A 13,335-nucleotide genomic window follows, 5' to 3' on the forward strand; every position below is an offset into this window, starting at 1 on the left:
GAGAATGAGCGCGAGATCCATGGCTCAGCTCTCCGACTTGACGGTGTTGCGCGCGTCCGCCTCGGCCTTCTGGGCCGGAGAAAACAGCATGAAGGCGCGCTGCAATCCGGGACGGAACATGCCCTCCATGGCGCCAGTGAACAGGATCACCAGGGCCTGGATGACGACGACCATTTCCTTGGACAGACCGGGGATGACATATTGCAGCTCATTGCCGCCCTGATAGAGCGCGCCGAACAGCAATGCGGCAAACAGAATGCCGATGGGGTGGTTGCGGCCCATCAGGGCCACGGCGATGCCCACGAAGCCGGCATCGGCGACATAGTCGAGCACCAGCCGGTATTGCACGCCCACGATCTGGTTGACCGCCACCATGCCGGCCAATGCGCCCGAAAGCGTCATCACGATCATGATGGTGCGTGAATTGGAAATGCCGGCATAGGTGGTGGCGGTCGGGTTATGGCCGAGCGCCCGCATGGTGAAGCCGAAGCGGGTGTGCCAGACGAGCACGTAGACGCCCACCAGGCATAGCAGCGCCAGCAGCAGGGTGAAGTTCACGTCGGTGTTTCGGAACCACGGAATGAAGGTGCCGAGCTTGGGCATGCGGCCCGCGACATCGATCATGGCGGATTCGGGCGCCAGCACGCCGGCGGGCTTGAGCACATTGACCACCATATAGACCATGATCGCGGCGGCGATGAAGTTGAACATGATGGTGGTGATGACGACGTGGCTGCCGCGCTTGGCCTGCAGCCAGCCGGGGATGAAGGCCCAGAAGCCGCCGACGGCAGCGCCCGCCAGGATGGCGATCGGGAAGGTCACCCACCAGGGCAGGAATTGCAGCGGCAGCGCCACGAGGATAACCCCGAGGCCGGCAATATAGGCCTGGCCATTGCCGCCGATATTGAACAGCCCGGCATGGGCGGCGACGGCCACGGCAAGGCCGGTAAAGATGAAGTTGGTCGAGTAGTAGAGCGTATAGCCGATATTGTAGCCGCTGCCGAAGGCGCCGCCGACAATGGCTTCGAGCGCTGCCAGCGGATTCTGCCCGATGGCCAGCACGACCAGCCCGGAAATGACGAAGGCCAGGACTAGGTTGATGATGGGCAGGAGCAGGATGTCCGCCCAGCGCGGCAGGGGTCGCAAAGCGCTCATGTGGTCTTTCCTTCGGCCGCCGCGCGCGCCGGGGCCGTCTTGTCGCTGATGCCGGCCATCATCAGGCCGAGCTCGCCTTCGGTGGCGGTGGCCGGATCGGCCTCGCCGACGATGTGACCATCGAACATCACCAGGATACGGTCGGCCAGCGAGCGGATTTCGTCCAGCTCCACCGAGACCAGGAGAATGGCCTTGCCGGCGTCGCGCATCTTGATGATCTGGTTATGGATGAACTCGATGGCGCCGATGTCGACGCCACGGGTCGGCTGACCAACGATCAGCACGTCGGGATTGCTCGACATCTCGCGGGCCAGCACGATCTTCTGCTGGTTGCCGCCCGAGAAGTTGGCGGTCTTGAGCCGTTCATTGGCGGGGCGGATGTCGAATTGCTCGATGCGATCGCGTGCCTTGGCGCGCGCGGCGTCGATGTCGAGAATCCAGCCCTTGCCGTAGGCGTCGTCATCCTGGTAGCCGAGAATGGCGTTCTCCCATTCCTCGAAGGCGGTCACCAGGCCCATGCGCTGGCGATCCTCGGGGACATGGGCGAGCCCGGCCCGGCGGGCGCGATCGGCGCCATCATCGCCTTCGAGCGACAGCGGCTTGCCCTTGAGACGGACGGTGCCGCTCGACTGGTCGCGCATGCCGGACACCGATTCCAGCAATTCGCTCTGACCATTGCCGGCGACCCCGGCAATGCCGACAATCTCGCCGCCACGAACGGTAAAGCTCACGTCCTTTACGCGGGTAATGCCCAGGTCGTCCTTGACGACGAGGTTCTCGACCGAAAGGAACACTTCGCCCGGGGTGGCGGGGCCCTTCTCGACCCGCAGCAACACGCGGCGGCCGACCATCAGCTCGGCGATCTCACCGGGATCGGTCTCGGCGGTCTTGAGCGTGGCGACCATTTCGCCCTGGCGCATGACCGAAACATAATCGGTAATGGCCATGATCTCGCGCAGCTTGTGGGTGATCAGGATGATGGTCTTGCCCTGGTCGCGCAGCTCGTTGAGCACGCGGAACAGATCGTCGGCCTCAGAAGGGGTCAGCACGCCCGTCGGCTCATCGAGGATCAACACGTCGGCGCCACGATAGAGCGCCTTCAGAATTTCGACGCGTTGCTGGGTGCCGACGGACACATCCTCGATGATGGCATCGGGGTTCACGTCGAGCCGGTATTCCTTGGCCAGCCGCACCAGTTCCTTGCGCGCGCGGGCCAGACTGGGGCCCAGCAGCGCATTGTCCTCGACGCCGAGCACGACGTTTTCGAGAATGGAGAAATTGTCGACCAGCATGAAGTGCTGGTGCACCATGCCGATGCCCAGGGCCAAAGCATGATGGGAATCGGTGATGGCGTGGGTTTTGCCATCGACGCGGATTTCGCCCGAGTCGGCAGTGTAGAAGCCATAGAGGATCGACATCAGCGTCGACTTGCCGGCGCCGTTCTCACCGACAATGCCATGCACGCTGCCGCGGCGAATGGCGAGGTCGATATCCTTGTTGGCGTGGACCGGGCCGAAGCTCTTGTTGATCTTGAGGAGTTCGATGGCGAATTCTGAAGCAGCAGCGGCCCCGGAGGGCCGCTGCGCAGAACTGTTACCCGTATGGGTGTCGGATGCCACGATAGGACTCAGACGCCCGGGCAGGTCGAGTCGACGGTGTAGTCGTGCACCGTGATAGCACCGGACTGGATCTGGGCACTCAGCTCGTCGACCTTGGCCTTGGTGTCCGCGTCGATCAGCGCTTCATTGTGCTCGTCCAGCGAGTAGCCGACGCCTTCTTCGGCCAGGCCCAGCACGGAAATGCCAGGCTTGAAGGTGGCGTCGTCGCCGCCTTCCTTGAAGGCGGTGGTGACAGCGACGTCGACGCGCTTCAGCATCGAGGTCAACACCGAACCGGGATGCAGGTAGTTCTGGTTGCTGTCGACACCGATGGAGAACTTGCCAGCATCGGCAGCCGCCTGCAGCACGCCGAGGCCCGAACCGCCAGCAGCGGCGAAGACGACGTCTGCACCAGCGTCAAACTGCGCCTTGGTGAGTTCGCCGGCAGTGACCGGGTCGTTCCAGGCAGCCGGGGTGGTGCCGGTGTAGTTTTCGATCAGAGTGATGTCGGGGTTGGCAGCCTTGGCGCCCTGGGCATAGCCACAGTAGAACTTGTGGATGATCGGCACGTCCATGCCGCCCACGAAACCGACCGTGCCGGTTTCCGACTTCAGCGCCGCCAGGGCGCCGACGAGGAACGAGCCGGTGTGCTCGTCGAAGATGATCGACTGCACGTTGGGCTGATCGACCACGGCATCGATGACGACAAAGTTGGTATCAGGGAACTCGGCGGCGACCGTGTCGAGCGCCGTGCCCCAGGAGAAGCCGGCCATCACGATGGGATTGGCGCCCTGGCTGGCGAAGCGACGGAGCGCCTGTTCGCGCTGGGCATCGTTCTGTAGCTCAAGGTCGATATAGCTGCCGCCGGTTTCGGCCTTCCAGGCCTCGGCGCCGTTGAAGGCAGCTTCGTTGAACGACTTGTCGAATTTGCCGCCGAGATCATAGATGATCGCCGGGTCGGCGAAGGCGGCACCCGTCAGAACCGCGCTCAGCGCGACGCCGCCAGCGATGGCCTTGGTGAGATTTGAAAATTTCATTGAGTTCGTCTCCCTGTCTCACACTGGAGCGTTGGCGCTTGACGCCAACGGACAATCTCCGTGCGCTAACAAGGGATACAATCGTGCAAACGAAGCGCCTGCAAGAGGGAATCGCGGAAATTTTTCCGATTGGTCAAATTTTGGCCGGCATGCTTACCGGCGCGGCAGCCCCGGCCCGCAGACCGGGCACAATTCACCAATGAGCGAGGACGCCCTCGAATATCTGGCCGAGGTCGGCGTCGGCATAGAGCACAGCCAGGATGGCGAGCGACGCGATGGCGAAAAGGGCGATTGTGTCGCGGGTCCGGCTGTTCATGGTATTTGTTTCAAACTGGAAGAGTGGCGGTGAATCCTAGCCCAGGACCGGTTGCAAGATTGTGATGCTTTGGGGGCATCCGGCGGCACGGTTAAGGTACGCTTAAGGCTCGGTCTGGTCGACGCCCAGCGGCGTCACCTGCGCACCCATGGCGCCACCGAACCGCTCGAAGAAGCCGTCGATGACCTTCTGGGCCGAGTTGCCGATGATGGCCCTGCCCAGCTTCATGACCTGGCCCGAAGCGCCGCCATTGGCGGCAAATATCAGCAAGGTGTCCTCGCCGCTGTCCGATAGCACGATGTCGGCCGAGCCCTCCGCCATGCCGAGCAGGCCACCCTTGCCCCGACCAGCCAGCGTATAGCGCTCGGCCGGCACGATGTCGGAGAGGGCAAGCTCGCCTTTGAACACGGGGTGGACTACGCCGAGGTTCACCTTGATCTCCAGATCAAGTGTGGTCTCGCCCGACCAGACGATCTTGTGGCAACCCGGAATGGCCGCCTTGAGCGCCCCGGTATCATTGAGGGCGGCCCAGACCGCAACGCGGGGCGCGGCGATGATGTAGCGACCACCGAAATCCATCAGCAGGCACCCTGCCGGCGCTGTCGTGACACCGCCCCAATACCGCCTTGATGCAGCTTGAAAGAAAGGCCTGCCATTACTGTGCCATCCCGCTCTTTACGTGCGGCTTTTTCGCACCAATATGGTCTAAATAGTTGCCCCGGCACCGTGATGCAATTGTCATGGGACCGGGCAGCAGCGATCTATAGCGCGAGCAAGCGCATTCCGCCGGTTCGGCATCTGACTACGGGGAGCGAGTGAATGGCCAATGAAGTGAGCACGGCACCGGCAACCGCAACGGCGTCTGCCGTGGTGGCCGAAAGGCCCTTGCAGTATCTGGACAAGGCCGTCAACGCTATCCGCGACCTGGGAATCTGGCCTGAGCAGCAGGGCGAGCAGCCGATCACTGGCCTGCTCAGCCAGATCACCGAACTGGACGAGACCCGCGTGGTGCTGATCGGCCGGACGCTCAGCCAGGCCAGCGCCTTCAACGAAGTGGTGCGCGAGCAGATCGCCGCGATGAAGATCGGCGAGCGCTATGAAGACATCACCAAGGGCTTCGATTCCATCCGCGACGATGCCAAGGGCATGGTCGACCAGTTGGCCGACAACAAGCTCGACATGCTCGAACGCGCCGGCAACGTCTGGATGAAGGTCAGCCGCGGCGACATTGCCACGCGCTTCAACAAGATCCGCGACATCTACCTGTCGGTGTCGGCCGATACCAAGGACCAGATCGACCGCGAACACACCATTCTGGAAGCCTATCGCGATTTCCGCGGTGCGCTGAAGCAGGCCGAAGTGATGGCGCTCGAGGTGCTGCACACGGCCGAGCAGCGCCTTGAGGCCAAGAAGAATATCCTCAACGCTGCGTCGACCGCCGTGTCGGGCTATGCCGGCAGCGTACCGGCGGATCGCGCGCGCCTCGAAATGGATCGCGACGAAAAGCTGCGCGAGATGCAGAACGAGGAAAAGCGCTACCAGATCGCCAAGGACCTCTCGGACAATCTCACCATCTCCTACAACACCTCCGAAGTGGTGATGGCGCGGCTGATGCAGACGACCAATGCCAAGGAGCGGGTCTATCAGCAGTCGATCTCCTTCTTCTCGACCAATGAGACCGTGCTGACGGCCCTGTCGGCATCGTTCACCGGCATGTTCGGGCTGCACGAATCCACCGAAACGCTGAACGCCATGAAGGAAGGGATGAGCAAGAGCCTCGAGACCCTGTCCGAAATCGGCGATCGGGTGACGGAAGAAGCGGTTCGGGCCGGTTACGGCCCCACGATCCGTGCCGATGCGGTCAAGAAGCTGGTCGATTCCGTGGTCAACTTCCAGGAGAAGAGCCGCACGATCATCAACGAGATGCGCGTCGCCTCGACCAAGAACTCGGCCGAAATCCGCGACGCTGTGGAAGACGGCAAGCGGCGCCTGGCGGCACTGGCTGCCGACGGCAACGCCCTGCTACTCGAAACCAGGAACTGAGGACGCCGTAACCACGGGTGAACGCCAACAATGAGTGACGTGACAGCGAAGCCCGCTGCGCCCCTGGATGAAGTCATGCTGGCGATGGACGTGGTCGACACGCTCCGTCACCGGCAGGACCTGGCTGTGCGTGAGCTGGGCACCGATGCCAAGGAAAAGCAGCTGCTCGACAAGCTGCGCGACATCTATCACCACCAGGGCATCGAGGTTCCCGACCATATCCTGCGCGAGGGCGTCGCGGCGCTGCAGGAAAGCCGCTTCGTCTACGATCCGCCCAAGCCGGGCTTTGGCACGAGCCTCGCCAAGCTCTATGTCAGCCGCAAAAGCTGGGGCAAGCCGGTGGGTGCGGCTCTTGTCGCCTTGCTGTTGCTGGGTGTGGGCTATTTCGGCGTCTGGCAGCCGTACCAGAATGGGCAGGCCGAACAGGCGCGGATCGAGCTGGCCGAAGGCCTGCCGGCCCAGATGGATGCGCTCTACCGGACGATTTTCGAGGAAACCAAGGTGCAGCAGGCCGTGGCCGACGCCGAGGCGCTGCGCAGCCGCGGCAAGACCTTCGCCGCCGAAGGCAACCGCGCCGGCGCTGAGCAGGCCGTCGCGGACCTGACCGCCCTGCGCGACCAGTTGCGACAGGAATATACGCTGCGCGTGGTGAACCGCTCCGGCGTGCAGTCCGGCTTCTGGACCATTCCCGAAATCAATACCGCGGCCACCAATTACTACATCGTGGTCGAAGCGCTCGACAGCGCTGGCAATGCGCTAAGCCTGCCCATTCTCAATGAGGAGAATGGGGAGGTCGAGGTGGTCAGCCACTGGGGCGTGCGCGTGCCCGAGAATGTCTATGACAGGGTGGCCGCCGACAAGCTTGACGATGGCATCATCCAGATCAACGAAGTCGGCCGGAAATCTGATGGCTTCCTTGAGGTCGAGTACAATTTGCCGGTTCTCGGCGGCGCAGTGACGCGGTGGTAAAGCAATGAGCATCCGCGGACCCGAAGCACTGGCCAGTCTCGACGAGGCGATGCGCGACATCCGCCGCGAGGAGGAGGAAATCTCCAAGCGCCTCGCACGCTCGGCCGAAAAGCTGGGCAAGATCCGCGAGAACGAGGCCGAGCTGTTTCGGCAACTGGCGCAGTTGCGGCTCGATCCTGCCGTGCAGGGTGAATTGGACGGCGCCATCTCCTCCGCGGAAACCAGGGCCCGCGAGCAGCTCAAGGCGCATGCCAAGAATCTGAGCAAGGCCGAGAAGGACGTCGCGGAAAGCGATGCCGCGCTGACCCGGCTGACGGGTGAGCGGGCCGACGCCCTCAAGGTCTATGAGGGGCACCAGGCCGAACTCAAGGCGCTAGGCAGCCGGCTAGGGGCGTCGATCGCGCGCGATCCGGCCTTTGCCGCAAAGCGACAGCAGGCGAGCGAACTGGCCGACATTGCCGGCCAGTCCATGCGCAAGACCGAGCAGGCAGAGCAGGATCGCGAGCAAAAGGGCAAGCCCTACCGCGACGACGCCCTGTTCATGTATTTGTGGGAGGCCGGCTACGGCACGGCCAGTTACCGGGCCAACAATCTCATCCGCTATTTTGACGGCATGGTCGCCAGTCTCGTGGGCTTCCACAAGGCGCGGCCCAACTTCGCCATGCTCAACGAAATCCCGCTGCGGCTGCGCGAGCATGCCGAGCGGCAGATCGAAAACGCCCGGCATGCCGAGGCCGAGGTCGACGCGCTGGAGATGGCGGCCATCGACGATGCCGGCGGCAAGCCGATGCGCGAGGCCATGGAGGCGGCGCAAAAGCAGATCGACGCCCTCGACGCCGAGATCGTGGCGACTGAAGACCGACGCGACGAGGCTGCCAAGACGCTGGGCATGCTGTCCCAGGGCGGCGATGCTGCATTCGAAGATGCCTTGGCGGGGTTGGCAACGGCGCTCGGCCGCGAAGATATCCAGACGCTGCTGGCCGAGGCGCGTCGCACCCGCACCGGGCAGGACGATACCATCGTCGCCCAGATCGATGATGCTCGGGCGCGTGCCAAGGAAGAAGAAAACGAAACGCGCGAGCTGAACGACCGGCTCAGGACGCTGGCGGCACGCCGGCGCGAGCTGGAAGATATCCAGTGGGAGTTCAAGAAGCAGCGCTTTGACGATCCTCGCTCCAGCTTCCGCGACGACAAGCTGGTGGGCGACGTGCTCAACGACTTCCTGCGCGGCGGCATCTCGGCCGCCTCCTATTGGGACCAGTGGCGACGCAGCCAGAACTGGAGCGCCGGGACGTCCGACTGGGGCGGCGGCGTTGGCCTGCCCAATAACGGACGGCAGCGCTCCAACTCACCCTGGCCGGAAGGGGGTGGCAGCACCATGAACTGGCCTGATGCCAGCTTTGGCGGCGGCGGGAGCGGCAAGCCCAGGAGCAAGGGCGGCTTTGGTGGCGGCTGGGGCAGCGGTTCAGGCAGCGGCGGCGGCTTTTCCCGCCCGCGCACCGGCTCGACCGGCACGCGCAAGCATGGCGGCTTCAAGACCGGTGGTGGATTTTAGCCCGCCTCTAATTCGACGGCGGCTGCGCCATCAATTCCCAGACATTGCCTTCGCTATCCTCGAAATAGGCTGAATAGCCCCATTCCGACTGCGTACCCTCGGTGATGATGGCGCCACCCGCGATCAGCACCCTGCGCAGGATGTCGTCGACTTCGGACGGGCTCGCCGCCTGGTGGCTCAGCACGAAGCCGGGCGTGCCGGGGATCGCCACATCCTTGCCCGCCGTCTGGGCGATCTGGTCGCGCGGAAACAGCACAAAAGAGAAGTCATCGTCGAAGAAGAAGGCGACGTGGTCTTCCCCTGCCCCGATCTGCTCGTCGGTGATGTCGAACAGGGTGCGGTAGAAGGCAAAGGCCCGCTCCAGGTCGTCGACGCCGATGGTGATGATGGAGATCGATGGCTTCACGGGGTGCTCCTGTTTTGCCGCAACCTAACGACGAAGCGGCCGGAGGTCATCCCCCTCCGGCCGTCCAGCAGTGTCGTCAGTGCGCGTGCTCGGTAGTGGGCGCGTCGGCGGCCGAGGCCTCGACCGGCAATAGCACTTCCACCGAGCCGGCCTTTTCGAAGGTCAGCGTCACGGTGATGCTCTCACCCTCGACAAAGGCCTGGTTGAGCCCCATGAACATGATGTGGAGGCGCCCGGGCGCCAGCGCGACGGTTTCGCCGGCCGAGATTTCCAGCCCGTCGGTGAGTTCGCCCATTTTCATCACATCGCCTTCCATCGCCATCGCGTGGATCTGGGTCTTGTCAGCGACGGTGGAGGCGGCCGAGATCAGACGGTCAGCCTCGGTGCCGGTGTTTTCGATGGTGAGGAAGCCCCCACCCACCGGCGCATTGGGCAGGGTGGCGCGGGTGAAGGGCAGCGAGATGTTGATGGGCCCCAGATGGATGACGCCATTGTGGGCGAAAGCGGGCGTGGCGACGAGAATGGCGGCCGCAAGGGCAGCGCGAAGCAGACGAAGCATGATGAAATTCCGGTTTTGAGAGGTCTGGATGGCCGAGTGGCCGACGGGATCAGACCGTGACCGGAGGCGCCCGCGGACCGCTGGGAGAAGTGACCGGAACCGGCGTGAAGGCCGGCAGGTTGAGCAACAGAGGGGTGGCGAGCGACGCGAGGTCGAGAGCGGCGGGCAAGACGGCGGCAGTTGGAAGCACAAATTCAGTCTTGGCCACACCCGTCGCCGGGCATTTGCTGACTTCTGCGTCCTGGTCGCCATCCGTCACGCCAACGGAGGTGCAGAGCGCCCAGCCCGTTTCCAGCGCGGTATATCCCAATTCCTCGAAGGCGCGCTGGCTGGCGCGTGCTTCATGGATCGGCGCCAGCACCGTCAGCAAATAGATTGCCAGCACGGCCAGGGCCGTTCCGATCTCTCTGCTCATGGTGCGCATTGTGGGCATGGCGCATCCTTAGGCGCGATCGCGGCGCTGCTCAATGGCCGTTTTGTCGCGGACTATTGATCCACGTCATGGCATCAAGTGCTGGGCACGTATGTCTCGCTGCACAGCGCGATGAAACTCTTCATCGCGGCCGAGAGCGGGCTGGTCTTGCGACGCGCCACCAGCAATTGCCGCAGGGCCCAGGGTTCGGCCAGCGGTGCGCAGACCAGGTCGGTTCCCGCCAGCAGATGCAGGCTCGTTGAGCGCAGAAAGCCGATGCCGAAGCCAGCTTCCACCATGCGCACCAGCGCGGGAAAGCTCTCGACCCGCACGGTCTCGACCAGCGGCTTGCCGGTCTTCCGCGCTGCCTCGCCGACAAGGCGATCCAGCGAGCCAGCCTGGTGGATGCCGACAATGGGATGGTCGATCACGCTGGCAAAATCGATGTCCTTGCGTGGATCGAGCCGGTCGGCCAGCGCATGATCGGGCGGCGCCAGCACCCAGACGCGATCATCCTCGAAGGCCTTGATCTCGAAACGGGTGAAATCGTAATTGTCCGAGACGATGGCGATATCCGCCCGGCCCTCGTCGAGCGCCAGCAGCGCCTTGGCCGCGCCCATTTCCTGAATGTCCAGATCGATGCCGGCATGCTTGGCCGAATAGCGGGCCAGCAGTTCCGGCAGGCGCCCGGTCAGCGCCGAACTGGTACAGGCCAGCCGCAGGCTGCCTCGCTGGCCGCTGCCGAAATCGGCCATGACCGCGTCGAGATCAGCGATGGCGCGCAGCACAGTGCGGCAGCCCTCGGCATAGGCTTCCCCGGCGCTAGTCAGTTTCACGCCCTGGGCCGAGCGATCGAACAGCACCACGCCCAGCCGGCTTTCGAGATCGGAAACGCGGCGGCTGACCGCCGATGAGGCAATGCCCTCGCGCTCGGCAGCACGGCCGATCGAGCCGGTTTCGGCCAGCAGCAGAATCAGGCGCGCGGTAACACTGTCGAACGGTGCCATTTCGTCTCCCTGAAACGGCACCATACTCATCGGCGTCAGTTCAGCAAGGAAATGCCGCGGGCGAGATAGAAAATGCCAATAGCCGTAACGATCCAACGCGTCCATGCTCTGAAGTTGGCATCCGTCAGCCGCTGCAGCACCCAGTGGCCGGCGCTGGTGCCGGCGATAGCGAATGGCGCGGCGAGCGCAATGGCGGCCCACTCGAAGGGCGTCAGCACCATGGTAGCGTTCCAGTAAAACAGCACCTTGGACGCGTGGGAGATCACCTGGGTCGCCGCCTTGGTGGCGATGATCTTGCGGCGGTCCATCAGCGTGCGGATGAAGAAGATGTCGACGGTGGGCCCGGACACGCCGACCGCCAGATTGAGCCCGCCGCCGAGCAGGCCGCAGATGAAGCCATGATGGGGCTTGCTCGCGTCGAGGGCGAGCCAGGATTGCGGAATCCAGACCAGGATCGGCAAGAGGCCGATGACGATGCAGATGGTTGCCAGATTGGGCGTGTAGCGGATGACAAAGAGGATGATGCCCGCGGTGAGCAGACCCAGGCAGATAATGCCCAGGATTGCCCAATCAATGAACGCACGGGAGAAGACGGCGCGCGACCCATTGGCGATGATCTGGATGGCACCCTGAACGGCGATGGCCGTGGGCGCTGGCAGGATGGCCAGCAAGACCCCGAGCAGGATGAGTCCACCGGCCATGCCGAAAATGCCCGACAGCATGGACGTACAGAACACCGCCAGCAGCAGGGCGGCGGCAAGCCAGAGACTCATGATTGTTTCCCCAAACTGGCTCGTTTCATGCGCCGAGTTGGGCAGAGCGAACAGCGCTAATGCGGCAAGGGGTGTTGCTGTTCTTCACCTCTCCCTGGGGGGAGAGGTGAAAGCGCGCGACCTACTCCAGCAGCGACGGGAAATAATCGCTTGCGGTGGGCGCCAGCAGGTCGGGGATGTCGGAGAGGCTCACCGTCAGCAGATCCTCGGTACAGGCGTGAATGACATGGGGCAGGCCTTCGAGCGTGAACACGACCTTGTCGCCCGACGCGAAGCGCAGGCCCAGGTTGGTGGTGATCAGGTCTTCCATGCCGCATTCCTGGGCGAACCCGGCGTCGCTCGGCGCAAAATTGTTCAGCACATAGTCGATGAGGCTCTGGCCGGCGGCCCAGACATATTGCCCGGGCGCCTCCAGCGCGGCGGCCTGATCGACCACCGCGTCGTAATCGCCGATCTTGCGGGTCGCCACCCAGTCCTTCAGCACCTTGCCCAGTGCCAGTTGCTTGCCGGTCCTGACGTCGATGACGAAACTGTTGAAGTGGTTGTTGGGATGGGCGCCGCCACACCAGGTGCTGCCGGATTCGGTCCAGCCCAGCACGGTCGGCGAGAGATAGCCCAGCGCGATGTTTTCGCCATCGAAGTCGCCCAGCGAGCTACCGTCCATGCTGATGCCATGGCCCGAATAGCTGAAACCTGAATAGGCGGTGTTGAGGCAGGAAAAGGCCGCCAGATTGATGGTGGCGTGGCGTTCGGCCAAGGCCCGGTTGGCCGCCTCGGTGGAGCTGCCATCGGCCAGGGCGACAATGCGCGGAAAGGCGAAGACGCTGCGCGGATCGCTGACGAAGCGGAAGCTTGAGCCATCGAGCGTCTGCACCGGGCCTTCGGTCAGCGCCACATCCATCTTGGCGAAATCATAGGGCGCCGTTGCCGCGGTAAAGGGCTCGCCGTCGCCATCGATCTGCGTGAAGGCGTTATCGGCGAGGCCCATCGGGCTGAGTATGCTACCCTTGGGCAGCGTGCGGCGGCCGATTTCGGTGAGGGCGACATAGAGCGTCTTGCCGGGCTTGTCGGCTGGCGCCCAGGTGCCGCTCAGCTGGCTGCCATCGGCGGAAAAGTTCAGCAACCACAGCCCGCCGATCGGGGGCTCGGTCACGGCGCCATCGGCATCGAGAATGCAGGTCTCTTCGCTGCACGGCGCTTCCTCGGCCAGCTCGATGCTGTCAATGCCGTCCAGATTGTGCAGCGGAATGTCCCCGCCCACCCGCATATAGCTATAGCGCCCCGTCATCATGCCTTCCGCCGGATCGGTCAGCTCGACCAGGATGTCGCTACGCCCCAGCGTGCCCTTGTAGGTGATGGCATCGAGTGCCAGAACGGGCGTCGTGGACAGCAGGATGGCGGTGACGATGAGCTGGCGCATGGATGGTTCCCCCTGTGGCCTCATCTAGCATGCCGACCTGAACGCGTCCTGAATGGCTTCCTCTTCACCTCTCCCCCAAAGGGAG

The 13,335-nt window shown here is 63.7% G+C and carries 14 protein-coding genes; 3 read left to right on the forward strand and 11 right to left on the reverse strand.

The annotated features are described in order from the left end of the window. Window positions 1-24: 24 nt before the first annotated feature. From V6M52_RS09200 to V6M52_RS09220, 5 genes are all read right to left on the reverse strand, one after another. A complete protein-coding gene (locus tag V6M52_RS09200; protein WP_332688526.1) occupies window positions 25-1,155 on the reverse strand; it encodes an ABC transporter permease in 1,131 nt (376 codons plus the stop codon). Next, entirely contained in the window at window positions 1,152-2,699 is a 1,548-nt protein-coding gene (locus tag V6M52_RS09205; RefSeq protein WP_332700829.1) for an ABC transporter ATP-binding protein, read from the reverse strand. The genes V6M52_RS09200 and V6M52_RS09205 overlap by 4 nt, the downstream gene beginning before the upstream one ends. Before the next feature lie 83 nt (window positions 2,700-2,782). Beyond that, complete coding sequence (locus V6M52_RS09210; RefSeq protein WP_332688528.1) at window positions 2,783-3,790, reverse strand: BMP family lipoprotein; 1,008 nt, start codon at window positions 3,788-3,790, stop codon at window positions 2,783-2,785. Window positions 3,791-3,983: 193 nt separating this feature from the next. Next, window positions 3,984-4,106, reverse strand: coding sequence for a hypothetical protein (locus V6M52_RS09215; RefSeq protein ID WP_332688530.1), 123 nt, complete (start codon window positions 4,104-4,106; stop codon window positions 3,984-3,986). Between the two features lie 102 nt (window positions 4,107-4,208). Next, a complete protein-coding gene (locus tag V6M52_RS09220) occupies window positions 4,209-4,685 on the reverse strand; it encodes a CoxG family protein (protein WP_332688532.1) in 477 nt (158 codons plus the stop codon). A gap of 240 nt (window positions 4,686-4,925) precedes the next feature. Between V6M52_RS09220 and V6M52_RS09225 the strand changes: the two genes are divergently transcribed. The 3 genes from V6M52_RS09225 to V6M52_RS09235 are packed head-to-tail and all read left to right on the forward strand — an operon-like array spanning window position 4,926 to window position 8,673. After that, the gene (locus tag V6M52_RS09225; protein WP_332700801.1) at window positions 4,926-6,149 is read left to right on the forward strand and encodes a cell surface protein; all 1,224 of its coding nucleotides are present in this window, start codon (window positions 4,926-4,928) and stop codon (window positions 6,147-6,149) included. Between the two features lie 30 nt (window positions 6,150-6,179). Beyond that, window positions 6,180-7,118 (forward strand): DUF6384 family protein, encoded by a 939-nt coding sequence (locus V6M52_RS09230; protein WP_332700802.1) that lies wholly within the window; start codon window positions 6,180-6,182, stop codon window positions 7,116-7,118. A gap of 4 nt (window positions 7,119-7,122) precedes the next feature. After that, a complete protein-coding gene (locus V6M52_RS09235) occupies window positions 7,123-8,673 on the forward strand; it encodes a hypothetical protein (protein WP_332700803.1) in 1,551 nt (516 codons plus the stop codon). A 7-nt stretch (window positions 8,674-8,680) separates the two neighbouring features. Here the strand turns inward: V6M52_RS09235 and V6M52_RS09240 are convergent, their stop codons facing one another. The 6 genes from V6M52_RS09240 to V6M52_RS09265 form a co-directional block, all read right to left on the reverse strand. Further along, a complete protein-coding gene (locus V6M52_RS09240) occupies window positions 8,681-9,079 on the reverse strand; it encodes a VOC family protein (RefSeq protein ID WP_332700804.1) in 399 nt (132 codons plus the stop codon). Between the two features lie 76 nt (window positions 9,080-9,155). Next, window positions 9,156-9,638 carry a copper chaperone PCu(A)C gene (locus V6M52_RS09245; RefSeq protein WP_332700805.1) on the reverse strand — a complete coding sequence of 161 codons (483 nt, stop codon included), beginning with the start codon at window positions 9,636-9,638 and terminating at the stop codon, window positions 9,156-9,158. A 49-nt stretch (window positions 9,639-9,687) separates the two neighbouring features. Continuing rightward, on the reverse strand, window positions 9,688-10,071 hold the full coding sequence (locus tag V6M52_RS09250; protein ID WP_332700806.1) for a hypothetical protein: 384 nt from the start codon (window positions 10,069-10,071) through the stop codon (window positions 9,688-9,690). Window positions 10,072-10,145: 74 nt separating this feature from the next. Then, window positions 10,146-11,057, reverse strand: a complete 912-nt coding sequence (locus V6M52_RS09255) for a LysR family transcriptional regulator (protein ID WP_332688546.1) — start codon at window positions 11,055-11,057, stop codon at window positions 10,146-10,148. A gap of 35 nt (window positions 11,058-11,092) precedes the next feature. Beyond that, window positions 11,093-11,830, reverse strand: coding sequence for a TSUP family transporter (locus V6M52_RS09260; RefSeq protein WP_332700807.1), 738 nt, complete (start codon window positions 11,828-11,830; stop codon window positions 11,093-11,095). A gap of 121 nt (window positions 11,831-11,951) precedes the next feature. Continuing rightward, entirely contained in the window at window positions 11,952-13,250 is a 1,299-nt protein-coding gene (locus tag V6M52_RS09265; RefSeq protein WP_332700808.1) for a hypothetical protein, read from the reverse strand. Window positions 13,251-13,335: the final 85 nt, after the last annotated feature.

Source organism: Devosia sp., assembly GCF_036676215.1.
Lineage (GTDB): Bacteria > Pseudomonadota > Alphaproteobacteria > Rhizobiales > Devosiaceae > Devosia.

What these genes read in the sequence shown, in the direction of transcription:
- V6M52_RS09200 (WP_332688526.1), bottom strand. Translation starts at nt 1,155, where the DNA reads ATGAGCGCTTTGCGACCCCTGCCGCGCTGGGCGGACATCCTGCTCCTG.
- V6M52_RS09210 (WP_332688528.1), bottom strand. Translation starts at nt 3,790, where the DNA reads ATGAAATTTTCAAATCTCACCAAGGCCATCGCTGGCGGCGTCGCGCTG.
- V6M52_RS09215 (WP_332688530.1), bottom strand. Translation starts at nt 4,106, where the DNA reads ATGAACAGCCGGACCCGCGACACAATCGCCCTTTTCGCCATCGCGTCG.
- V6M52_RS09220 (WP_332688532.1), bottom strand. Translation starts at nt 4,685, where the DNA reads ATGGATTTCGGTGGTCGCTACATCATCGCCGCGCCCCGCGTTGCGGTC.
- V6M52_RS09225 (WP_332700801.1), top strand. Translation starts at nt 4,926, where the DNA reads ATGGCCAATGAAGTGAGCACGGCACCGGCAACCGCAACGGCGTCTGCC.
- V6M52_RS09230 (WP_332700802.1), top strand. Translation starts at nt 6,180, where the DNA reads ATGAGTGACGTGACAGCGAAGCCCGCTGCGCCCCTGGATGAAGTCATG.
- V6M52_RS09235 (WP_332700803.1), top strand. Translation starts at nt 7,123, where the DNA reads ATGAGCATCCGCGGACCCGAAGCACTGGCCAGTCTCGACGAGGCGATG.
- V6M52_RS09245 (WP_332700805.1), bottom strand. Translation starts at nt 9,638, where the DNA reads ATGCTTCGTCTGCTTCGCGCTGCCCTTGCGGCCGCCATTCTCGTCGCC.
- V6M52_RS09250 (WP_332700806.1), bottom strand. Translation starts at nt 10,071, where the DNA reads ATGCCCACAATGCGCACCATGAGCAGAGAGATCGGAACGGCCCTGGCC.
- V6M52_RS09255 (WP_332688546.1), bottom strand. Translation starts at nt 11,057, where the DNA reads ATGGCACCGTTCGACAGTGTTACCGCGCGCCTGATTCTGCTGCTGGCC.
- V6M52_RS09260 (WP_332700807.1), bottom strand. Translation starts at nt 11,830, where the DNA reads ATGAGTCTCTGGCTTGCCGCCGCCCTGCTGCTGGCGGTGTTCTGTACG.
- V6M52_RS09265 (WP_332700808.1), bottom strand. Translation starts at nt 13,250, where the DNA reads ATGCGCCAGCTCATCGTCACCGCCATCCTGCTGTCCACGACGCCCGTT.